Here is a 22,024-nt window from a genome sequence, read left to right on the forward strand (position 1 = left end):
GAGATGGACCTCTCGATGACCACAACGGATGCGAAAATTGAGACGCCATCGCGCACTCTCACCGCCAGGCGCATACTTTCCTGGGTGCTCGGTTTGCCCCCGGCATATTACGTGCTCGCAATCCTGATCGCTGTGGCCCCCGCTGTAAGCGCGACGCTGATCAATCCAAACTATTGGTTCGTGATCCTGAAACAGTCAGCGCCGCTTGGGATCGCGGTGCTGGCGCAATCTCTTGTCATGCGGGTGCGTTCTATTGATCTCTCGGTCAGTGGCGTGTTTGCTTTTTCGATCTATCTCGCCAGCTCCGGGCTCCTCAACAGTTACCCGCCCTTCGTCACGGTCCTGATGCCGATCGTCATCGGCCTTGCCGTCGGTCTGATCAACGGCGCCCTCGTGGCCTATGTCCGCGCCTCCGCGGTCATCGCGACGCTGAGCGTATCGGCGATCCTCATCGGGATCATCCAATTCATGAGTTCGGGCCGTGCACCGGGTTCGACACCAAGCTGGCTTCGCGTCCTGACGAGCGGGAACATCTACGGCCTGTCTTACTCCGTGATCGTCTGGATCGGGATTTCCGTTCTCGTCGCATTAGCGTTCCGCTTCTTGATCCTCGGGCGCTACTTCCGCGCTGTCGGCGACAATCCGAGGGCGGCGGAGATAACAGGCATACCTCTGGCCCGCACGATTTTTGTCTCCCATACACTTGCGGGCACGCTGACAGGCATCGCCGCCCTGGTTCAGGTGTCGGCTCTGGCCGTTGGCACGATCAAGCCCGGCTTCGACACCTTCATGAACGCTCTCGCCGCGACGATCCTCGGTGGGGTGACGTTCGGCGTCGACCGCGGTGGCGTCGCGGGGCCTTTCGTGGCGGTCGTCGCCTTCAGTTTCCTCTTCGCGATGTTGACGGTGTTCGGCATCCAGGAGCCCGGCAAGCTGATCGTCCAGGGCGGGATCATCGCGCTTGCTGCGATCATTTACGGAGCACGCGTCGGTCGCGTCTAGCCGCAAGGATCTGCCAAACAGGTCATTCCCGGTGTCAACGCGGGAGAATGCAGGAGATAAGAATGGTGAAGATAACGGCGGCCGTGGCCGCAAAACCGAAAGCTCCGCTTGAGTTTCGTGAACTTGAGCTGGCGGATCCAGAAGGCAATGAAATTCTCGTGCGGACGGTCGCCACGGGGATCTGCCATACCGACCTGTTGCTCCGTGATGGGATATTTGGACCTCCCGCCCCGGTCATACCAGGACATGAAGGTGTTGGTATCGTCGAGGCCATCGGGGCGGACGTCCAAGGTTTAAGGGTGGGCGACCACGTTGCGCTCAGCCAGAGTTCATGTGGCTTCTGCGGCGATTGCCGGCGCTCTCACCCGATGAACTGCCAGAACTACACCCAGTACAATCTGACGGGGCTTCGTCCGAACGGCAAGAAGGCCTTGCTGTGTGATGAAGTCGGCATCGGCAGCAACTTTGTCGGCCAGTCATCCTTCGCGACCCACATCCTGGCGACTGAAAACAACGCCGCGCAGCTTCCCAAGGATTTCGACCTGACGAATGCGGCCCCGCTCGGTTGCGGCATGGCAACGGGAGCAGGTACCGTCATCAACGCCATGAAGCCGGAGATCGGTCAAACCATTGCCGTGTTCGGCGCGGGAGCGGTCGGCATGGCTGCGGTGATGGCCGCCAAGGTCCGGCGGTGCAGCAAGATCATCATCATCGACCTGAACGAGCAGCGTTTGGCCATGGCTGAGACGTTGGGCGCGACCCACGCTATCAACGGCAGGGACCCAGACGTCGTGGAGCAGATCCACGCCTTGACGGGCGGCGGTGCCGATTTTGCGATCGACGCCGTGGGTATCGTTCCCGTCATCCTGAACACGATCAAATGCACGCGGGCAGGGGGTCATGTCGTCCTCCTCGGGCTCGACGCGCTCGGTAAGGATATTCCAATCCCGCTGGACCTCATGGTCTTCAACCGGAAAATTCAGGGTGCCATCCTCGGGGATCAGATCCCGCAGCTCTTCATCCCCCAACTGGTCGAACTAAACCAGGCCGGCCTGTTTCCGTTCCAGAAGCTGATCACAAAGTACCCGTTCGAGAAAATCAACGAGGCCATCGCCGATGCTGAAGCTGGCCGCGTGATCAAGCCCGTCATCGTCTTCAATAGGAGCTTCCCACATGCCATCGAGCAAGTCCGACGAACAGCATCTCATCGTTGAGTTTAAAACATCGACGCGTAACCGGGACCGTGTCAACACACTGCTCCAGGAGTTTGTCGGCCCTGCCCGCGAGGAAGAGGGCTGCCTTTACTACAATCTCTACCAGCGCTCCGACGAGCCGAATACGTTCTTCATTCTCGATGGTTGGGCAAACGAGGAGGCAGCCGCGCGTCACGGAGAATCTGCGAACGTCAAGCGTGTTCTCGAACCGCTGCTTCCGTTGCTGGTAAGCCCCCCTTCCATCATTGTGAGCAGTCGCATCAGCGACTGAGCTTGCGATCGTGCAACACCGAAGGACGCGCTTCGATCCGAGGCGGGTTTTTTTCCAAAGGCTCGCGGGAGGACTAAATGGAGCATCGAGTTGTCATCGTGGGAGGCGGTTTCGCCGGCCTCCAATTGGCCAAGGATCTCAAATGTCCAAACCTTTCGATCACGATCGTCGACAGACGCAATCATCACCTGTTCCAGCCGCTGCTCTATCAGGTCGCAACGACCGTCCTGGCAACCTCCGAGATTGCCTGGCCCATTCGCGCGGTCTTCCGTGGAAGGAAAGATGTCACAACGCTTCTTGGCGAGGTCGTGGGCGTCGATGTCGAGAAGCGGCTTGTCTCGCTCAAGGGCGGTCATGCCATTCCCTACGATACCCTTGTTCTCGCAACAGGGGCCCGTCACGCGTATTTCGGCCGGGATGAATGGGAGCCTTTCGCGCCCGGACTGAAGGCGTTGGAAGACGCCACCACCATCCGCCGTCGTCTTCTCCTGGCGTTCGAAAAGGCGGAGCTGGAAACCGATCCCCAAGCGCGGGCCGCAATGCTGACCTTCTCGATAATCGGCGCCGGACCGACAGGCGTCGAGATGGCCGGGATCATCGCCGAACTGGCTCAAAGGACGCTTGTCGAGGAATTCAGAAACATCGATACGACTTTGGCGCGTATTCTTCTTGTAGAGGCAGGACCGCGTGTTCTGCCTGTTTTCCACGAGGCGTTATCGCAATACGCCGAGCGATCCCTTGCGTCGATGGGCGTCGAGGTTCGCACGGGACGGCCGGTAACCGACTGCACCGAGGAAGGTATATCGATCGGGGACGAGTTCGTCCCGAGCCGTACGGTCATATGGGCGGCGGGCGTGCAGGCATCCAAGGCCGCCGTATGGGTCGGGGCGGAGACAGATCGAGCAGGGCGGGCTATCGTGCAGCCCGACCTCACGATCTCAGAACACCCGGAGATCTTCGTTGTCGGCGATACCGCGAGCGTTAAGACCGGCGAGGGAATGCCGGTTCCTGGTATCGCTCCTGCCGCAAAGCAGCAGGGAAAATACGTCGCCCAGGTGATCAAGGCCCGCCTTAAGCAGCGCTCAGCGCCGCCTCCCTTCAAGTACAGGCATCTTGGTAATCTTGCCACCATAGGGCCAAGCTCCGCGGTGATCGATTTCGGCAGGCTTCGGCTCAAGGGCTCCATCGCCTGGTGGATCTGGGGCTTTGCCCACATCTACTTTTTGATCGGAACACGGAGCCGCATGGCGGTCGCGCTGAGCTGGCTTTGGGCATTTACCTCCGGACACCACTCTGCCCGCCTTATTACCCAGAAGGAGACGCTGAAGGACGAGGTCTAGCAGGGATTTATCAGTGACGTGGCGGAAGCACGCCACGCTTTCGTGGGCATTGCGCGGAACGACCTTGTCACCTGCAGCTATTGAAGGAACGAAACATGAGCGAGTTTTTGAAAGACAGCATTATCATTCCACCGACCTCGACCGTGGAACGCGAGAATGGCGAGTGCCTATCTGAAGGCCAGTCTGCAATAGACGTTGACGCGCTCGACGATGCTGCGCGTGCAAGCGTTGAGGGCCAAACGAATGCCATACGCGTCAGAGAGCCGCGTGTGAAAGCGTAGGACTTTCCGGAAAGATGCCGTTCCCCAGAGACATCCATGGGCTGTTCCATGGAAGGTCCAACTGTGGCACGGCGAGACCAAACCGGCGCGCGCCAAAGACCTCGTGAAACCGGATCGATGGATTGTCCGTCGATCATCTTCCATGTCCTCTTGGCTTGGGGTCGGAGAGGCGGGAGACAACGTAATTTGGAGATAAGTGTGTGGTGGTCTCCCTGTTGAGATACGAACGAGTTGCTAGATCTCACGGTTTCACACATGGACCGTTTTCCGCGTGAAACCAGGATCTAAGACTCACAACGCTTGCCGGACACCGCCGACGGAAGGGTTTATCGAAGGAGGACAAACCGATGCCGGCTCTCATGCAGGCAAAGTATGCGTGTTGGTGGGCGCGTCAAACCCGGTCGGTTTCTGTCTTGCGCAGTCTTTCCTCGAAACTGGCTACCGTGTCGCCGTAGGTGACCTCGACCCTTCAGACTTCAGTTCATTAACCGCAGTCTCGGGGACGAATTTGTTTCCGGTTAAGGTCAATTTGAATAGGGACGTGTATGTCAATTCAATGGTCGATCAGGTCTACCTACGCTGGAGCCGGGTCGATATTCTGGTGAACATAGCCTTCCGTCGCCGTGAATGCGCCGAACCGCTTTCCGCTACGGATCTTGGGCTTGATGCCGTCTCCAACCTGATAAGGGTGACAAGTGCTTTCGGCTCCCGCCTCCAGGGAGAGGAACTCGCTGTTGTGAATATCGCCTGGTTCGACGAGAAGTCGCTGCTAGAGGCCGACCGCGAAGCTGTGCTCCAAGCGGCCTTACGAACTACGACGAGTGCGATGGCGAAGAAGTATTTCGACTCGGGGCTTCGGATAAACGCTGTTCATACCAGAAATGCGCGTTCTACATCTTACGTTCAAAGTGAGACGCTTAGGACACTTGTTCAAGCTGTCCAATTCCTCGCAAATCCAGAACTGTCTGGAAAGCTCACGGGGAACGTCCTGCACATCGACCTGAAACCTGACGATAGTCCTTTCCGACGATAATTCGAGAAGACATTAACCTGTCGTTAAGGTTGATAGTTTGAGCGTCAATTCGACGTGGAAATCCTAACAAGATGTAAAGCACTTTGCATTTCCGCAGTCGAACTTTCTTCCTCTTCGTTTAGGTCGAATAACTAAAACTCCAGAAATGGGTGGCAGTGCCCGCTTTAGTCATCTGGAGGTTTTATGTTCGTCGATCGCTTGCTATCCGCTTTCAGCATCAGAGCGAAAGTCTTATTAGTACTGGTGCCGCTGGTCATGATCCTGGCGGCCGTCGGTGTCGTGAGCCTACAGGCGACCGGATTGCTGCAATCTCGCCTTCGGCTATCGAGCGAAGTTCTCGAGACTTTGAGCGGATTTCGGGACGTCTCTGAGAGCATGAACCGGTTTTTGGCGCAGAGTTCTACGGAGAACCGTGATGAGGCCCTGGCAAGTCTAAGGGGGCAGGGCGCCACGATGCTGTCGCTTCAGGAAGTCGCCACTGACGTTGGTAGTGACACTCGTGCTCTTGAAAGCAGTGAGTCCGCGATGTCCGCGATTTCTGACAGCATGGACCGCATGTGGTCCCTGCACAACGATGAGCTGTCCATTCGTCGTGACGTTGCCGCAAGCTTGACCGAGATCAAGCAGGTCGCGGCCGACCTGAAGCTGGCCGCGGTTAAAGTCCGTGCGCAGGTCCGCAACCAGGAAAACTCTGGCAAAACGATGCTCAGAGAGGCTACCCGCTCAATCGACACGGCGGCAATTATGCAGCGGTTGTCGGAAAATTTGGTGAATCTGCCGGCCAGCGCGATGCAAACCCCCGAGGCACAGCAACAGGCGCTCATGATCAAAAAGGCGATGAAAACCGTCAAGCGCGTCGTTGCAACGGGCGATGGTGGACAAGCAGTCGCAAACTTGGAACAGGCAATCTCCAGCGTCGTCGCCAATTCCGGGCTGGATAGCGCTTTCCTTCACAGCCTAGGGATCGACCTTAGTGCGTTTGCCCCGCGACTGCGAGATGACGCCATACAGCATATGATCGAGGGAACCCACGCAGTTCGAGCCTTGGATAAGCCATTGGCGGAATCGGAGACGCTCATTGCGGCAGTGGCATCGGTAGGCCAGGATGCCGATTCGATAGAAATTGAGATAAACAACCTGTTGCGGGCGGCCAGCACTGAAAACCAGGAGCGACTCATTGAGCAGCTTACGAAACTGACTCGTGACACCGTAGCGGTTGGAGGCGTAGCCGGTTCATTGCCAGACTTCCCCAAAATGGAGGAGGTCCTCTACTTACAGGGGGATGCCATCGAACAGAATACCGAGAAGTTGGTCAAGATCGCGGAAGGGCGGCAGGCGCAATACGCAGAGGCGGATAAAACCGTCCAGTCGATATGGAAAAATCTCGTGTCGTTCGCGTCGACTCAGGAACATGACGCTCACCGGGAAAGTGATTTCGCCCGACTATTGTCCGCAGCTGCTACCGTCTCCGGTGTTTTGGTCGCCCTCTTGGCCGGAGCCGGCCTGATGGTGACATTGCGCGCTCCAATCGAACGGATCGCAAGGCGCATGCAGGGGCTAGCGACCGGTGATCTTCAATCAGACATCGTTGGCTGCCAGCGGAAAGACGAAATTGGCGATATGGCTCGCGCGCTTGAAGTTTTTCGCGGAAATGCGGTCTCGAAGCTCGAGGTTGAAGCCCGCGCGCAAGACGACCGTAAAACGGCTGATCAGGAGCGAACGGATCGTGAGTTTGAACGTGCTCAGCTTGAGAAAGAAGTGTCCAGCGCTGTACAAACACTCGGGGAGGCACTCTCTAGATTGGCGCGAGGAGACATCTCGCAGACCATCGACCGCCACTTCCATCCCAATCTCGAGCAACTGCGGCGTGACTTCAACCACTCACTGTGCGTCCTCAGGGAAACCGTGTCCCATATCGACGAAAACACCCAACAAATCAAATGGGGAACCGACGAACTTTTCAAAGCCTCTGATGATTTGTCACGACGGACTGAACGACAAGCTGCTTCTCTCGAAGAAACCGCAGCAGCCGTTGAGCAGGTGACTGCGACGGTGAGGAACTCCTCGGAGAATGCCTGCGAGACACAAGCGTTTGTTTCTGCAGTCAAGGAACATGCAGAGGGCGCGGCCATCATTGTAACTGATGCTATAAGCGCCATGGCACGAATTCAGGATGCATCTTACAAGATCGGTCAGATCATAGGATTGATCGATACGATTGCATTCCAGACGAACTTGCTTGCGCTGAATGCCGGCGTTGAAGCAGCTCGTGCCGGCGATGCTGGAAAAGGCTTCGCGGTCGTTGCACAAGAAGTACGCGAGCTTGCCCAAAGATCGTCAGCCGCAGCGCTCGAGATCCGGCAGTTGATTTCAGAATCTTCGTCAGAGGTGGCCGTCGGTTCGGATTACGTCGGCAGGACCGGGGAGGCTCTGCACAGTATAGCGGCATCAATCGTGCAGATTTCTGATCGCATCGACCAGATTGTGAGTTCCAGCCGCGAACAAGCGAGTTCGCTGGCTGAGATCAATAACAACGTCAATGTTCTTGATCAGGGGACGCAACAGAATGCAGCCATGGCTGAGCAGACAAACGCTGCAACGAAGACGCTTTCTGATCAGACTATCGAACTCAGCGAACGGCTTGCTGGGTTCAAGTTGACAGATGATAGGCCGGCTCATCGGGTAAGTCTCGCTGCATAAGGCAGCCGTAGTTAGATTCGAAGCATTCCGATGGCGCGCCATGCGGCCATCCAATCGAATGAAGGTCACATAACCGAGCGCACGATTTTGGTTCGATGCGCCGGTCTCTCTCCTGGTAGCTCTTTGTCGCTCTCCGTCGCGCAGGATTCAGTACGGCCGGGTCAACCTAAAGACAAAGAAGCTATCTTCCAGTGCTCAGACTTTGAAAGGTGTCTATCCGTGTGCGTACGTGAGTTGATTATTGGATTTTTTCTCGCCGCAACGCTGGCCATGCCGCTGACGGTGAAGGCTGGTGGGCTTAGTGAACTGCCACGGGAAGAGCGGAAGACCTACGAGTTATTGGACCCGCGGTTGCCCACGGGAGAATCTGTATTTCGGAATTTCAGAGCAAAGCGAGCGCCACCGTGGAAAATTGGTTACGCCTCGAGCTACGCTGACAACACATGGCGTGCGAACGTCCTTGATGAGTTTACAAATGAGCTTCTGCCGACTTTTAAGAAGGCTGGGCTGGTATCCGAGCTCGTCGTTACACAGTCCAATCTCGATGATAACGCCCAGATCAGCCAAATGCGGCAGATGGTAGATGATGGTGTCGACGCCATAATCATATGCTGCTCCAACCTTACAGCGCTCAACCCGACAATAGAGTACGCCTATTCGAAAGGCGTGCCTGTTATCTCATACTCCGGTTATGTGACGTCGCCGTTCGCAATCAATGCGACAGAGAATAACATGCAAGGCGGTTTTGAGGCGTCAAAGTGGTTGGCGGAAGAGATCGAAGGCAGCGGCAATGTGTTGCTTGTGTCCGGAATCACTGGCTTCGCCTCCTCAGACAGCTTCCAGGTCGGCGCCACAAAAGCCTTGGAGTACTATCCCGAGATCAACGTAGTCGGACAGGTTGACGGGAAATGGACAGACAGCGTCGCACAATCAGAATTGCAGAAATTTCTCGCCGCTAACCCTGGCCGAATTGACGGTATTATTGTTCAGTCGGGAGCTGAGTCTGGTGTGATCAACGCCGTCCGCCAGTCCGGGCGCGAGATAGTGCCGATCGTGCTTGGCGGAGAGGCTTCGGCATCATGCTTCTGGAGTAAGAATCCTGAATTTGTAAGCAGGAGCTTTCACTTCTGGCCGCCGCGCTCCGAGGCTCGTTTCGTATGGGACGTGATGATGCGCACTCTGGAGGGCCAAGGTCCGAAAATACAGTCCATTCTGCGACCGGCAATTCCTTACACGATCGATGATGTAAAAGCGGATTTGCCAGCCGATTGCGATCTCAATAGTGAAGACTGGCTCGAACCGAAGGATGCAGCTTGGTGGACTGATGACGCTGCCGCTAAATATTTCGACAATCCAGCAGATCCGCTTTCTTGGAGGCCAACAAACTGATCTTGCACGCTGTATAGGCTGCGAAACGCTACCCCGCCCGGCCTGGGGCGGGGTTGACGACATGGGGGATGCCGCTGGTCGCGTCAGCAGGAATTCTAGAAACAATCCGGTTCCGAAGGAACGACGATGTGCCCGGCCTGGGCACTCTCGCCCCGGATGCTGGGCATATTCTACTGGGCTATCACTGATCCTGTTCCATAATGTTGATTACCTGATTTTCGCTAAGCCTCTAGAATCATTGTATAAAGGGCACTTTCCTGCGCCCCCATTGGCGTGAAAATGACGGTCCGCCCTAGTCCCTCACATCGGAACATCAAATTCCGTGACGTTTATGCTTCGGCCTCGAGCGCATGCTTCACGCGCACAATCAGCAGCGCCACGGCAACAATCACGATTGGAATGGAAACAAGCATCAGCAGCAGGCTGATGTGCGGCCCCCATGGCCGACGGTATAGCGGTGGCTTTGTATGAGCACATCCAGAACAAATCCGTCCTGATCTAGGGTTCGCCAGAGCCAGTGCTTCTTGTCACGGAAACGGCCTCATCCAGATGCCACTTGTGGCCGAGCCGACCGGAACTGCGGCGGCGAATGTCGTTGGCGAAGGTACGACCAAATTTACCTGCCCGCAGGCGGATCGTCTGGTGCGAGACAATGATTCCACGAGCGGCCGGCATGTCCTCGACCATCCCAAGGCTCAAAAAGGGAAACGGAGATAAAGCCACACTGCGTGGGCAACAATTCAGCAGGAAAGCTGTGGCGGCGATAAGTGGTCACGGTCTGTCATGCTCAATCATCGCACAGCGAATCCCAAGGTCCGTTAACATTTCAATGCCTCGGGGCGTGCGTTTGCGACGAGAAGTTCGGACTTCGGGACGGGCTTACTATAGTAGAACCCTTGTGCCACAGCGCAGCCGCTTTCAACCAAGAATTTTTCTTGATCGACCGTCTCCACGCCCTCAGCGACCACATTTTGCCCTAGGCAGCGCGCGATCGAGAGAATTGCCTTCACCAGTTCTCTACTTCGCTTGTCTGATCGATTGATGAATGACCGATCAATCTTGAGGGTATCAATGGGAAAGTTAGCCAAATAGCTCAGAGATGAGTAGCCGGTGCCGAAATCATCGATCGCTATGGAAATTCCGCTCGCATGCAATTGAGAGAGTGTCGTCGAAACGCCCTCGCAGTTGTGGAGCAGGAGACTCTCAGTTATTTCGACCTCGATCCACTCCGCACGACAACCGGTTTCCTGCAATACGTCCGCCACCGTTTGCGACAGATGCGGGCATTGAAACTGCTTAGGAGACAAATTTATCGCGATCTTGTGCGGGGGCAGTCCATCTGCATTCATGATGGCAGCCGTGCGACACGCCTCATGCAGCACCCATCGTCCGAGATCGATGATCAGTCCGGTTTCCTCGGCGACACCTATAAATTCTCCCGGAGGGATCATTCCCATCTTCGGATGATGCCATCGAAGCAGTGCTTCTGAACCGATCACCTTTCCGTTGTCTAATAGGACCTTTGGCTGATAATGGAGTTCAAGTTGCCCACGTTTCACAGCCAGGCGTAGGTCTGATTCTAGCGCCAGGCGCTTTTCAGCCCCAATCGTGAGATCCCTTGAGTAGAAGCGGAACTTGCTACGCCCCGAGCGCTTCGCTAAATACATCGCAGAATCTGCATATTTCACCAAATCGTCGGGAGCGTCACCGTCATTTGGGAATACCGATATCCCGATGCTGCAGGATACAAAGATCTCCCTGTCGGAAAGCATGAAGCGTTCGCCAAATGCGGCGAGCATTCTGCTGGCAATTTGAGCCAAATCGTCATTGTCCTGAACATTCGGCAGCAAGACTGCAAATTCATCGCCACCGAGTCTCGCCACGGTGTCGCTGGCGCGGACGCCTTCTTTCATGCGTGTCGCCACCTGCCGCAGCAACTCGTCACCGACGGGATGTCCCATAGTGTCATTGATCGCTTTGAAATGGTCCATGTCGATCAGCATCACCCCGGCTCGCTGGCCCGCCGAAGCCGCGTCCCTGATCATCTCGCGTAGCCGTTCATTGAAAAGTGTCCGGTTAGGCAGGCCGGTCAGAGAATCGTAGAATGCCATCTGATGGATTTTCTTACGGGACGTGTCCAGTTCGGTGATATCGCGGGCGACGCCGAGAATCCCCATCAGCTTTCCCCCCGTGAATACCGGAACCTTACGTGTTTCCAAAAGCGTTGATCGACCATCCTCGTGCGCGGTGAACCGTTCCTCATTGATGAGAATACGGCCGGCTTGCATGGCCTCCTCATCCTTGTCACGAAAAAACTGGGCGAGTTCGGGCGTAAACAGATCATAGTCCGTTTTCCCAACGATTTCCGCTTCTGCCTTGCCGACCAACCCTTCGAAGGCATGATTGCACAACAGATATTTGCCTGTTACGTCTTTCAGCCATACCATATCCGGAATGGTCTGCAGGACACTTAGGAGGCGAGCCCGAGCTTCAATAGTTGTGCCCTCGGCGTGCTTCCGTTCGGTAATATCGCGAGATAGCACCAGAAAAGTGATGGTTGAGTGGTCACTGCTTGGTCGCTTTGCCACCGACAGTTCAAACCAACGGGATTCGCCGTTTGGTAGGGCAATACGGACACAACGACCGTAGGAGGCGCCGGTTTCATCGGCTTCTTCAAGAGCCAGCATAGCGATGTCGGCCTGATCTGGAGGGAGCACATCGCGGACAAGCTTACCGAGCAGCACTTCTTCTCGCTGCGCCAGGAGCTCCTGATTCCTTGCCCAGACCTGCAGGTAGCGACCGTCGGCATCTACCTCGAACAGAACGTCAGGAATGGCGGCAATAATTCCCTCTGCGAATTCAAGAGCCTCTTTGAGATCATGCTCCGCACGTTTTCGCTCTGTGATGTCCAACATCGCGCCAACCAAGCCGATCCTGTTACCGGCGATATCAGTGATCGCTGTTTTGCTGAGTAAAAGATCAACGATACCACCATCTTCGGCGGTGGCCTTTGCTTCATATTGCTGAACACCGCCATTTGCAAAAAGCGCCTCGTCCAAGGCTGCATACGTCTCGGCTATGGGTGCGGGTACCAAATCGAAGACGGTTTTTCCGATGATATCTTCCTTTGAACGGCCGGAGAAGCTTTCGAAGGCCCTGTTGCAACCAAGGTGTATCCCATCTCTGTTTTTGAAGAAGACGGGTAACGGGATCGCGTCGAGTACGACGGCACTGGACATCTCTTCGGCGTTGAATGGCAAGTCGACGTTTGTCGTAGGATGCCGGGGATTCGCCCGAAAAGCCTTCTCAAACGGTTGCTTTAGACTTGCGACATCTGCGTTGTGACCGTGCGAGCGCCGGACGACGGAGGCTTCCGAAAATGGCGGTGCCGTGCCCGTGGCAAGCGGAGGGCTGGCATTGACCGCGTTGCGGAAGGGGCCACGCCCCTGGTTGATTTGAGCATCAGTCGCCATCTCGGCTTCCACAGGCTGTTCGGGGCGGGATGTGCGTTCCGATTGACGTACGTGTTTCATGTGCCTGTCCTGCTTTGTCACGTGGCTGAGCAATCATGCGTCAAGCCAGCTTTTTGTTAGGACCGCACAAGTCATTTGGCGGGAGTACCATACCGCTACCCCACCGGGATATCGCTCTCATTTAGAATCATCAAAGATGCGTATTTGACTGTCGTCGGCGACGCCGCCCATGCGATTTAGAACGCTTGCCAATCATCGTTCGAAGGCGCGAGTGCCAGGTTACCGCGGCGCATCGGATAGATTCCGCGGTCAACCCTTGTCTGACCGGCCGGGGACATTTTTCCAAGTTCGCCCGTCACCGTCTGTGGCTGGAAATCCGCGCTCTTTTCTTCGAAGTGGAAATGTCTCAACAACGCGGCGAGGCTTTGGCTCTCTTGGGCGAGATGTGATCCTGCAGAATTCATCTCCGCGACCATGTTCGCATTTTCTTGAGTGGCATGGTCCATATGATTAACCGCGCCGTTGATCTCGCGCAGGCCCGACGATTGTTCCTGGGAGGCTGTTGCGATTGCGTCCATATGAAGATTTACATCCTGCACAAGCTCTTCAATCGTTCTCAGGCCCGATCCGGTTTCGCTCACGAGCCTTACGCCCTCGTCGACGGCTAGAGCTGAATTGCCGATGAGATCCTTGATTTCTTTCGCCGCTGTCGCTGAGCGCTGTGCAAGCTCCCTGACCTCCTGGGCAACAACCGCAAAGCCTTTTCCCGCGTCGCCAGCACGCGCTGCTTCGACGCCGGCGTTCAGCGCCAGGAGGTTCGTTTGGAAGGCGATCGCGTCGATGACGCTAATGATCTGCGCAATCTGTTTAGAGGAGCTTTCAATGCGGTTCATGGCTCCGATAGCATTGCGCACAACGCGACCGGACATTTCCGCATGATCTCGCATCTGTCGGACGGCTCCGCGCGCCTCAGCCGTCCTCTTTGTCGTCGATACAACGTTGGCGGTTATTTCCTCCAGCGCGGCTGCAGTTTCCTCGAGCGAAGCCGCCTGCTGCTCCGTGCGTCTTGAAAGATTTTCAGATGCGGCCGAGACGCCCGAGCTGCCATTCGTGACCGTTTCGACTGAATGACCGACGGTAACAAGCGCGTCCCGGAGCTGACGAATGGAAGCGTTGAAATCCCTGCGCAAACTTTCAAACTGTGGCGCTAACGGCTCCTCAATCTCATAAATCAAGTCTCCATCCGCCATCCGCTTCAACCCGGTTGCCAATGCCGTCGTCGCTCGGACGAGGCGCTCTTCTGCTTCTTTTTCCGCCCTTACCTGAATATCCCGCTTCTCTTGGTCAGAACGAATGCGCTCAGCTTCCGCGGATGTCTCCAGGTTATTTTTCTGTATGGCCGCGCCGCGGAAAAACTCAAGGCAACGCGCCATGTCCCCGATCTCGTCGCGTCGGATCGTCAAGGGTACCGGCGCCGACGTATCGCCTTCTGCGAGTGCCTTCATTCGGCTTGTCAGAGTCCGAATGGAATTTGAAATTCTCCGAACGACCGAAATGCACAGAACGAGTACCGTAGACATGATCAGAAGTGTGGAGCCGGTGTAGCCGATAAAGGCATTGCGAAGATCGGCGTACCGCTGAAATGCCATCTCGTCCAGTTTGTCGCCGGTGCGCATTATGAGCTCGGTCAACAAAGCAGCCCGTTGTTGAGTAAATTCATTCCATCGATCCAACGTCTCGGGGGGGAAGGAAACGCCCGGCTGGTTCGCATACATCTGATCGCGAACGCCCGCGATGAACTTGCCTGCGGCGCTGGCCTCGAAGTCGTCATAAGATTTGACGAGATCGGCAGGGAGAAATTCGTGCATCGTAGGCACATAAAGCTGCTTTAGATTTTTTGATTGTAAGAGGGACGAAAATAGATCGAAGGACATCGCTGAATTTTTGATGAAGGCTCGGCCGGGCCTGATCTCCAGCAAACTAGCCTCCGTGATCTGCATCAGCGCGTGAAAACCAGTAATTTGGCGTGCCAAATCCAAATTATTGACAGTCGCCCCAGTGCGACGGACGAGCTCCAAACCCGCAACGGCAGCTGGGCGCAAGGCAACGGCTCCCTCCGCCTCGCCCGCCGTTCCGTCATCGATGCGCCGGCGGAAGCTATCGATATTGTCCCGCCTTTCACGAATGATCTGCACTGCCCGTTCTATGGCCGGATCGTCAAATGCCTTTTTCCAAGAGTCGTAAGCGGAAAAGACCGCTGTAAAAGCCCTGTCCGATGCGGCTCGCTTTGCCCGACGGACGTCGGCGCCTGCAAACGCTTCCGCCGCTATAGCCTGGGCGAGGAATCCGCCTTCCCGCCCAAGTTGCTGCGTTGTTTGTGCGCTTCGGAACATAGAATATTCGTGGTAATATCCCAGTGATGTTGATACTCCGATGAGTACGAACGCCGTCAACGGAATAATTGCCAAAATCATTAAAAGTAGGGATAGCGGCAGTCTGGACATACGTTCCTCATGGACTATAAATTACACCGGATTCCATTAGCGACGCGGTCAAGAACATTGTGAAATCGACCGCTACATATGAGATGAGCTCGGCAGACTTACCATATGATTAACCCCTGTACTGATTTGAAACTGCGTTGCGCAGATCGGAACATCGTTGCGTTCAGGGGATCATCTGCAAGACAGATCTTGGGCCGAGCCAGTCGGTTTGCTGGAGAGTTCTGTTGCTATCAAGCCTCGAAGACGGTCGAGCGCGCTGACTGATCGTAGATCAGTCGGCGCAATCCGCCTCCGATATACGCAATGTTTCAGAGGGATATACTCCATAGCGCTTGCGATAGTCCGCAGAAAATCTGCCTCTATGAATGAAGCCCCATTTCAGAGCGACCTGCTTGACCGAGATGCCAGGCTCACCTGTCATCAGTTCCTGATGCACTGATTCCAACCGTAGGTGCTGCAGAAATGCCAGAGGGGTCGTATTTCGGAAGTTGCGAAAACCGCTCTGAAGAGTGCGTCGGCTCACGCCACAAGCAGTTGCGATTTCCTCAAGAGATAGCGGCCGAGCAATATTGGCACGCATATAGTCGACCGCCCGCTTAACGGCCTTGGGTAAGGGTGGTTCAGCAACGCGGCATAACTCAGGTGAGTAGCGATGCTGCGCAGCTTCGATCAAAAGCTCTATCGTCGTTTCGGTGAGGTGATTAAGTGCTATCGGCGATTGAAGGAGGGTTCCGTCTCGTAATCCAGCATAAAGCACTGGTACCAGTTGCACCAAAAGGGAGCCGAACCCGACCGATAGGTCGATTTCTGGCGAAAAATCGAGGCTGCCTCTTATTGGCGTATTGAGCCGACGTGCTAAACGGCGCGTCAGCTCATCATGGGAGATCCTAAGACCCAAATGTTTCCTGGGCCCAATGAATTGGGTTGTACTCGCCGACATACTGTTCACGAAAACGCCACGCCTTCCCTCTGACAGGATTTGTCTGCCGTCCACGGTAACGACCGATCGCCCATATAGTGGAAGCATGATAATGTTTGCCTCCGCCGGTCCCTGGTGCTGGACCGTTAGGTCGCCCTCGTAATGCGCGGCAATAACTGCAATCGGGCCATTGGTAATCGCATGTATATCGTAGGCGATCGTCTTGTCGCCCTGTACATGCGCTGGAGATTGCGGGGAAAGCCTGGAAAGCGCTTCCGCGAGTTCCTCGCTGCAAGTGCCTTTGAGCGAGAAATGGTCAATCTTGGAGGGGACACTCTCAACTCTCCACATCATCACTTCCTTCCCGAAACGGTTTCCAAGCATGAGGTCGGCCTTTCGCCATCGACGGGCGAACAGGGCAATTGAGGGTTTGCAGCCGGTCCTTCGCCGTCACTTCGACGGGAATCTTAGACTTAAGGGCAAAGAGTCGAGCCCATGACGCCGGTCGATTTTGTCAGTGATGCGCGAGCAATTTGGGCCCATAGGTTCATCGCTTCTACTCCCAGTTCGCGACGATGGCTCGTGGTGAGGTCATGGGGTGGGGTGTGGAACAGGGTGGAGCCGAAGCGCTACATCCGGCATGAACTCTCGTTTTACAGCGTGGTAGGATCGAAGCTTGTTGTTGGCGGAGGTATGACCAAATTACTCTGCCTACAGGCGGATCGTCTGGTGCGAGACAATGATCCCAAGACCGGCCAGCATGGCCTCGATCACCCGCAGGCGCAAAAGCAAAGCGGAAAGAAAGCCACACCGCGTGCGCAATAATTTCAGCAGGAAAGCGGCGGGGGCGATAAAGCGGGTCACGGTTTGTCATGCCCAATCATCGCACAGCGAACCCAAGGTCCGTTCCCCCCGTTGGCACCTGGGAAACGCACTTTTCTTGTGCTGTATCAGAGACTGCGAACGCAGTAGTTCCGCTCTCCCGCTGGGGGCATGTAGTACGTCTGCTTGCCAGATACGAAACATTCGACAGCGCCGCCGCCGCGCCCGCGTCCTCTAAACGAGGGCCGCGTTCATCGATCTCGCGGCAATAATCGATCAGGGCTTCGATGGTCACCATGAGAAGGTTGTGGCGCGCGGCGAATTCGCTGAGTTCGGGAAGACGCGCCATAGTGCCGTCGTCGTTGGCGATTTCGCAGATAACACCCGCTGGCTCGAGCCCGGCGAGCCGAGCGAAATCCACCGCGGCTTCCGTATGGCCGGGGCGTCCGAGAACACCGGACGGGTTTGCCCGCAGGGGGAATATGTGGCCTGGCCGGGAGAGGTCCTCCGGCATCGTCGATGCGTCGGCAAGCGCCCTGATGGTCTTGGCGCGGTCTTCTGCGGAAATACCGGTTGATACGCCTTCTATCAGGTCCACCGAGACCGTGAACGCCGTCTGCATGGAATCCGAGTTGCGCTCCACCATGAGCGGGATATCCAGTTCGTCTAACCGGTCCCCGTTCATCGGCACGCAGATCAGGCCGCGCGCATAACGCATCATGAAAGCAACATGATCATTCGTCACCTTGTCCGCGGCAACGAGGATGTCGCCTTCGTTTTCCCGGTCTTCATCGTCCACGACGATGATCATCTCTCCGGCGGCGATTGCTTTAACCGCGCTCTCGATGGAAGCAAAATTCATGTTCTTCTCCTTGAACTAAACATGGCCCAGAGTGCGTGCGAGTTGGCGGTCGACCCGCTCCCGAAGTTCCGCAGACGGTGCCGAATCCGGGAAGTCGCTGTCAATCGCATAGATGAAGTCACCGCGAATCTCGGCTTTGAAGAAGCCCATCAATGAACGCAAGTGAGCCTCGACATGCTCGCCATGGGCCTCGGCCTTACCCGTTGCGAATATCGAAACGGGTTTCCCCTGCAGAGCTGTCATTTCGAAGAGGTCGAAAAGATGCTTGAGAAGACCGGTCATCGAGGACTTGAAGACCGGTGTCCCCACAACGAGGACGTCTGAAGACTGGATTGCGTCAAGAACGTTCGCAAGTTCAGCAGGAGCCTCCGAACGCCACAGGGTGGTTCCTAACACCGGGAGCACATCGACCAGGTCAAACAGATATCGGGCGTAGCCGGGAGGGGCGCTCGAGAGTGCATATTCCCCGAGCGCCCGCGTCTTGGAGGGGCGCGAGACATTGCCGGTTATCGCGACAATCTTCATTTTGCCGGCCCTCCGATCAGATCTGGTTGCGGATATGCGGGGTACGCGCATAGACGGCCACCATCGGCACGATCAGCAGACCCACGATCGCCTGTTGCGCGGCAAAGCTGAGGCCGAGCCCAACCAGCAGAGACGTCAATATCGTCAATACGAGTACCCCGAGAACGGTTGCCCCGTATCCGCCTGCGCCACCGAGCAGCGAGGTGCCGCCGATCACAACGGCCGCAACGGTGGTGAAGAGGTATGGATCTCCGACGCCAACGAAGCCGCCGCCGGAAAACCCGAGCAGCAATACGCCCGTCAGTGCCGACATCGACCCACTGATACCGTGAATGCTGGTCCAGACCTTGGTTTCGGAAATGCCAAGCCGTGCCGCTGCAGTCCTGCTGCCGCCGACGGCGTAGATGGAGCGGCCGAACCATGTGTTATACAGAGCCCAGATGGTGACGAGCGCCACGAGGAGCCACACCAGCACCACGGGCGGCAGGGGCAGCCCGAAGGTCTTCCCGTTGAACGCTGCGATATTCCGGAGCCAGTCCGGTACGGGGGCGAAAACCGTTCCGCCGTAGTCGGAACCGATGGAGGTGTAGAGTTGTACCGCGCCGACAAATGCGAAGCCGACCCCTAGGGACATGATGAGAGCCTGGCCCTGCAGCCTGAAGCTCAAAAAGCCGTTCGCAAGCCCGATTGCTGCTCCCAGGAGAACGACCACGATCACGGCCAGCCAGGCAGGCATCCCGGTGACCAACAGGCTTGGGAAGAGAATATTCGCTCCCCCGATGACATAGGGAATGGAGAGATCAAGCGCGCCGACCATGGCACATAGCGTCTGTCCCAACGATGCAAGCCCCAGGAAAGCGGCAAGCAGCAATATCGAACGCGCGTTACGGGGCGAGATAAACCCCGGAACAAGGATCGTACCCAGCACGAGAAGTGCGACAAGCAGACCAAAGCCAATTACGATACTGCGCTGCAGCTTTACCGATCGTCCTTTGATTTGGCTCATCGTCTGTTCCGTTGCGAGTGAAGTCATTACCAGTCCTTTCTAGAAAGCCGTGCGCCGGGCCGTCATGAATACGTTGACGAGGAGCGATGCCACGAGGATCAGGCCGAAAGCCATTTGCGTCACGAACCCCGTCACGCTTCCGAAGCTGAAGGCGGATAGCAGGTACGAGATGAGAAACATGTTCAGCGCACCAAGCGTGGACCCCAAAGCTCCCCCTCTCCCGCCAGCCAGGTTTGCGCCACCGAGCACCAGGGCGGTAACCGCCTGGAGCGTGTAGCTGCTTCCCTGAGTAGGATCGCCCGAAGAGATCAATGCCGTATAGCTGAGCGCGGCAAGGCCGACGAAGACGCCGCCGAGGAGATGGGCGCAGATGCGTACGGTGTCGACTTTCACCCCGCTCGTGTAGGCCATCCGTTCGTCAGCGCCTGTCATGCGGAGGTGAGAGTAAAAGGTGGTCCGGCGCATAACGGCCCAAAGAGCCAACGCCGCCAAGACGATGATCAGCACCGGAGATAAGATCGTCGTTCCTGCTCCCCACGTCATCATCCAGTCCGGCGCAACACCGCCCGGCCTTGACATGACCATGAGGTTCAAGCCTGAAAGGACGAGGAAGCTGGAGAGCGTGACGATGATGGGGGCGACCCGGACGTAGATGATGATGAGCGCCTGCAGCAACTGGTACAGTGCGCCGACTGCCACCACCCAGCAAATCACCGCGAGCGGAGACGTGTAACCACTTGCCGAGAGCCAGCCGATCAGGGTGACGTTCACGAAACCCATCAGCGGGCCAACGGAAAGGTCGACCGAACCGCGGCCTGCCATCACGATCGGTGTCAGGGCCAGCGTCGTGAGGATCAAAGGTGCTGCGACGATGATTGCTCCGCCCATTCCGGTTGCGGTGAACAGCCGCGGCGAGAGCACGGCTGCGGCGGCGAGCAACACTCCGAAAAGAACGAGCGGTACGGTCAGCGACCTGTCGAGCGCAGGAAATCCAAAACGTTGCGACATCAGTGTGCCTTTCTCTCTTTGGAGAATTCCATGGTGTCGGCAACCGAGCGACCGAACATTGCAGCGAGAATGGTTTCTTCGTTGATGTCAGGGCCGTCGAGGGAACGATGGATGCTCCCTTTGTGAAAGACATCAACGCGATCGGCGAAACCGAGAAACTCCTCGATCTCGCTCGAAAGGTAGATTACCGAGCCGCCACCTTCGGCAAACAGCCGAAGCTCGCGATACAGGTCGCGTTTGGTGTTGAGGTCCACGCCTCGAGCAGGGTCGTTAAGAACGATCACTCTGGGATCATTGGCGAAGGCACGACCGATCAGGACCTTCTGCTGGTTACCCCCCGAAAGAGACGTAATCCGGTTGTCCGGGTGTCCGATCTTGACGCGGAGCCGCTCGACCTCCCGGGCAAACGTCTGCTTCAGCTTTTTCCGCCTGATGACACCGAACGGCCCCAGGTTCTTTTGGTAGATACCGATGGCGAGGTTCTCGAAAATGCTCTGCTGCGGGAAAATTCCTTCCCGCTTCCGGTCTCCGGATACGTACACAATGCCCTTGTTCGCGGCGTCGTCGAGCGTGCTGACTTTGACGAGACCGGTGCTCTCCCGATCCAGGATCCGGACCTCCCCTCCGAACGGCGATATAATCCTCGCGACCAGTCGCACGAAGGCGTCCTGGCCCTGGCCGTCCAGTCCCGCAACGCCCACGATAGATCCCTGCGGGAGGACGAAGTCGAACGGTTGCGATGCCTCTTGGGGGCGCGCGCCATGCACGGAAAGAACCTCCCTGCGATCACCCAACAGGCCCGCTGCAGACGTTGAAGCGGCGGCGGAAATCTGGCGGTCTTGAGGGGTCATCATGCGGAGGAGGTTCGCCTCGGTGATCTCGGATTTCTCAAGGACACCGACGGTGAAACCGTCTCTCAGTATTGTCGCCCGGTCGGCGATACGGACGAGCTCAGCGATGCGGTGCGTGACGATGATTACCGCGCACCCCTCGGACCGGAGCCGATCGATCTCTTCGTGGAGCCGGACGGTCGCATCGAGATCGAGTGCAGCCGAGGACTCGTCCAGGATCAAGACCTTGGGTTTCCTCAGAACGGCCCGGGCGATCACGATCCATTGCTTGATGCTGAGCGGAAGATCACCGACGTTCTGCCTGAGATCGATATGCTTTCCGACCAGGCGGTCCAGAAGGCTTTGCGCAACGCTTTCACGTTCCCTGGAGGATTTCCGAAGCGAGAACAGGTCCTCGCTTCCCACGAAAAGGTTGTCGAGGACACTCGCCTCATCGGCGACAAGGACTTCCTGGAAGATCGTAGCGAGCCCAACCCCTTTGGCATCGACTGGTGAGGCGATGGGCTTGCCAAGGATCAGGACAGATCCTGCATCGGCAGCGATAACTCCGGACATGATCTTCGCCATGGTGCTCTTGCCGCTGCCATTCTCGCCAACGATCGCGTGCACCTCTCCAGCCCTGGCGACAAAATCGCATTTCTTCAAAGCCTTCGTTTCGCCAAACGATTTGGCAACGGCCGTCATGCTTACGGCGACGTCATTCGTCATGCCCATCCTCCCTTTAGGCAGCAGCAAATCGCGCCAGGGCATCCGATGCCCGGCCTCTTGCTGGATTGTGACTGCCGTCCTTGAATGCTCCGAGTACTCACCCGGCGAACAGCAGA

The 22,024-nt window shown here is 56.7% G+C and carries 17 protein-coding genes and 1 pseudogene; 8 read left to right on the forward strand and 10 right to left on the reverse strand.

Annotated elements, in window-relative coordinates; genetic code table 11:
- The first annotated feature begins 3 nt into the window (after positions 1 to 3).
- The 8 genes from ATY76_RS32250 to ATY76_RS32285 all read left to right on the forward strand — a co-directional run bounded on the left by ATY76_RS32250 (position 4) and on the right by ATY76_RS32285 (position 9,230).
- The gene (locus tag ATY76_RS32250; RefSeq protein ID WP_013984704.1) at positions 4 to 1,002 is read left to right on the forward strand and encodes an ABC transporter permease; all 999 of its coding nucleotides are present in this window, start codon (positions 4 to 6) and stop codon (positions 1,000 to 1,002) included.
- A gap of 62 nt (positions 1,003 to 1,064) precedes the next feature.
- On the forward strand, positions 1,065 to 2,216 hold the full coding sequence (locus ATY76_RS32255; protein ID WP_013984705.1) for an NAD(P)-dependent alcohol dehydrogenase: 1,152 nt from the start codon (positions 1,065 to 1,067) through the stop codon (positions 2,214 to 2,216).
- Entirely contained in the window at positions 2,176 to 2,487 is a 312-nt protein-coding gene (locus ATY76_RS32260) for a putative quinol monooxygenase (protein ID WP_013984706.1), read from the forward strand. Before ATY76_RS32255 ends, ATY76_RS32260 begins: the two co-directional genes overlap by 41 nt.
- A gap of 77 nt (positions 2,488 to 2,564) precedes the next feature.
- Positions 2,565 to 3,827: an NAD(P)/FAD-dependent oxidoreductase gene (locus ATY76_RS32265; RefSeq protein ID WP_013984707.1), complete on the forward strand. Its 1,263-nt coding sequence runs from the start codon at positions 2,565 to 2,567 to the stop codon at positions 3,825 to 3,827.
- 95 nt (positions 3,828 to 3,922) lie between these two features.
- Positions 3,923 to 4,108, forward strand: coding sequence for a hypothetical protein (locus tag ATY76_RS32270; RefSeq protein ID WP_013984708.1), 186 nt, complete (start codon positions 3,923 to 3,925; stop codon positions 4,106 to 4,108).
- A gap of 376 nt (positions 4,109 to 4,484) precedes the next feature.
- Positions 4,485 to 5,141 carry an SDR family oxidoreductase gene (locus ATY76_RS32275; protein WP_183621733.1) on the forward strand — a complete coding sequence of 219 codons (657 nt, stop codon included), beginning with the start codon at positions 4,485 to 4,487 and terminating at the stop codon, positions 5,139 to 5,141.
- Positions 5,142 to 5,324: 183 nt separating this feature from the next.
- Positions 5,325 to 7,841 carry a HAMP domain-containing methyl-accepting chemotaxis protein gene (locus ATY76_RS32280; RefSeq protein ID WP_088395853.1) on the forward strand — a complete coding sequence of 839 codons (2,517 nt, stop codon included), beginning with the start codon at positions 5,325 to 5,327 and terminating at the stop codon, positions 7,839 to 7,841.
- A gap of 270 nt (positions 7,842 to 8,111) precedes the next feature.
- Positions 8,112 to 9,230, forward strand: a complete 1,119-nt coding sequence (locus ATY76_RS32285; protein WP_088678744.1) for an ABC transporter substrate-binding protein — start codon at positions 8,112 to 8,114, stop codon at positions 9,228 to 9,230.
- 463 nt (positions 9,231 to 9,693) lie between these two features.
- On the opposite strand, the pseudogene ATY76_RS34410 reads toward ATY76_RS32285, so the two are convergent.
- From ATY76_RS34410 to ATY76_RS32335, 10 genes and pseudogenes are all read right to left on the reverse strand, one after another.
- Positions 9,694 to 10,005, reverse strand: a pseudogene (locus ATY76_RS34410) (IS6 family transposase); the annotation flags it as partial.
- Positions 10,006 to 10,048: 43 nt separating this feature from the next.
- Positions 10,049 to 12,763: a bifunctional diguanylate cyclase/phosphodiesterase gene (locus tag ATY76_RS32295; protein ID WP_088678745.1), complete on the reverse strand. Its 2,715-nt coding sequence runs from the start codon at positions 12,761 to 12,763 to the stop codon at positions 10,049 to 10,051.
- Positions 12,764 to 12,939: 176 nt separating this feature from the next.
- Entirely contained in the window at positions 12,940 to 15,207 is a 2,268-nt protein-coding gene (locus ATY76_RS32300) for a methyl-accepting chemotaxis protein (protein WP_013984714.1), read from the reverse strand.
- Between the two features lie 271 nt (positions 15,208 to 15,478).
- Positions 15,479 to 16,510, reverse strand: coding sequence for a helix-turn-helix domain-containing protein (locus tag ATY76_RS32305; RefSeq protein ID WP_176536668.1), 1,032 nt, complete (start codon positions 16,508 to 16,510; stop codon positions 15,479 to 15,481).
- Positions 16,511 to 16,837: 327 nt separating this feature from the next.
- Positions 16,838 to 16,990 carry a hypothetical protein gene (locus ATY76_RS34525; RefSeq protein ID WP_317853151.1) on the reverse strand — a complete coding sequence of 51 codons (153 nt, stop codon included), beginning with the start codon at positions 16,988 to 16,990 and terminating at the stop codon, positions 16,838 to 16,840.
- 16 nt (positions 16,991 to 17,006) lie between these two features.
- Positions 17,007 to 17,810 (reverse strand): 3,4-dihydroxy-2-butanone-4-phosphate synthase, encoded by an 804-nt coding sequence (ribB, locus tag ATY76_RS32315; protein ID WP_013984717.1) that lies wholly within the window; start codon positions 17,808 to 17,810, stop codon positions 17,007 to 17,009.
- A 15-nt stretch (positions 17,811 to 17,825) separates the two neighbouring features.
- The gene (locus ATY76_RS32320) at positions 17,826 to 18,335 is read right to left on the reverse strand and encodes an NADPH-dependent FMN reductase (protein ID WP_013984718.1); all 510 of its coding nucleotides are present in this window, start codon (positions 18,333 to 18,335) and stop codon (positions 17,826 to 17,828) included.
- A gap of 16 nt (positions 18,336 to 18,351) precedes the next feature.
- On the reverse strand, positions 18,352 to 19,341 hold the full coding sequence (locus ATY76_RS32325) for an ABC transporter permease (protein WP_234705217.1): 990 nt from the start codon (positions 19,339 to 19,341) through the stop codon (positions 18,352 to 18,354).
- A gap of 39 nt (positions 19,342 to 19,380) precedes the next feature.
- Entirely contained in the window at positions 19,381 to 20,349 is a 969-nt protein-coding gene (locus ATY76_RS32330) for an ABC transporter permease (protein ID WP_013984720.1), read from the reverse strand.
- A complete protein-coding gene (locus ATY76_RS32335; protein ID WP_013984721.1) occupies positions 20,349 to 21,908 on the reverse strand; it encodes a sugar ABC transporter ATP-binding protein in 1,560 nt (519 codons plus the stop codon). Before ATY76_RS32335 ends, ATY76_RS32330 begins: the two co-directional genes overlap by 1 nt.
- Between the last annotated feature and the right edge of the window lie 116 nt (positions 21,909 to 22,024).

The sequence above is a fragment of the Rhizobium sp. R339 genome (assembly GCF_002211395.1).
GTDB lineage: Bacteria > Pseudomonadota > Alphaproteobacteria > Rhizobiales > Rhizobiaceae > Rhizobium.

What these genes read in the sequence shown, in the direction of transcription:
- ATY76_RS32250 (WP_013984704.1), top strand. Translation starts at nt 4, where the DNA reads ATGGACCTCTCGATGACCACAACGGATGCGAAAATTGAGACGCCATCG.
- ATY76_RS32255 (WP_013984705.1), top strand. Translation starts at nt 1,065, where the DNA reads ATGGTGAAGATAACGGCGGCCGTGGCCGCAAAACCGAAAGCTCCGCTT.
- ATY76_RS32260 (WP_013984706.1), top strand. Translation starts at nt 2,176, where the DNA reads ATGCCATCGAGCAAGTCCGACGAACAGCATCTCATCGTTGAGTTTAAA.
- ATY76_RS32265 (WP_013984707.1), top strand. Translation starts at nt 2,565, where the DNA reads ATGGAGCATCGAGTTGTCATCGTGGGAGGCGGTTTCGCCGGCCTCCAA.
- ATY76_RS32270 (WP_013984708.1), top strand. Translation starts at nt 3,923, where the DNA reads ATGAGCGAGTTTTTGAAAGACAGCATTATCATTCCACCGACCTCGACC.
- ATY76_RS32280 (WP_088395853.1), top strand. Translation starts at nt 5,325, where the DNA reads ATGTTCGTCGATCGCTTGCTATCCGCTTTCAGCATCAGAGCGAAAGTC.
- ATY76_RS32285 (WP_088678744.1), top strand. Translation starts at nt 8,112, where the DNA reads ATGCCGCTGACGGTGAAGGCTGGTGGGCTTAGTGAACTGCCACGGGAA.
- ATY76_RS32295 (WP_088678745.1), bottom strand. Translation starts at nt 12,763, where the DNA reads ATGAAACACGTACGTCAATCGGAACGCACATCCCGCCCCGAACAGCCT.
- ATY76_RS32300 (WP_013984714.1), bottom strand. Translation starts at nt 15,207, where the DNA reads ATGTCCAGACTGCCGCTATCCCTACTTTTAATGATTTTGGCAATTATT.
- ATY76_RS32305 (WP_176536668.1), bottom strand. Translation starts at nt 16,510, where the DNA reads ATGCTTGGAAACCGTTTCGGGAAGGAAGTGATGATGTGGAGAGTTGAG.
- ribB (WP_013984717.1), bottom strand. Translation starts at nt 17,810, where the DNA reads ATGAATTTTGCTTCCATCGAGAGCGCGGTTAAAGCAATCGCCGCCGGA.
- ATY76_RS32320 (WP_013984718.1), bottom strand. Translation starts at nt 18,335, where the DNA reads ATGAAGATTGTCGCGATAACCGGCAATGTCTCGCGCCCCTCCAAGACG.
- ATY76_RS32325 (WP_234705217.1), bottom strand. Translation starts at nt 19,341, where the DNA reads ATGAGCCAAATCAAAGGACGATCGGTAAAGCTGCAGCGCAGTATCGTA.
- ATY76_RS32330 (WP_013984720.1), bottom strand. Translation starts at nt 20,349, where the DNA reads ATGTCGCAACGTTTTGGATTTCCTGCGCTCGACAGGTCGCTGACCGTA.
- ATY76_RS32335 (WP_013984721.1), bottom strand. Translation starts at nt 21,908, where the DNA reads ATGACGAATGACGTCGCCGTAAGCATGACGGCCGTTGCCAAATCGTTT.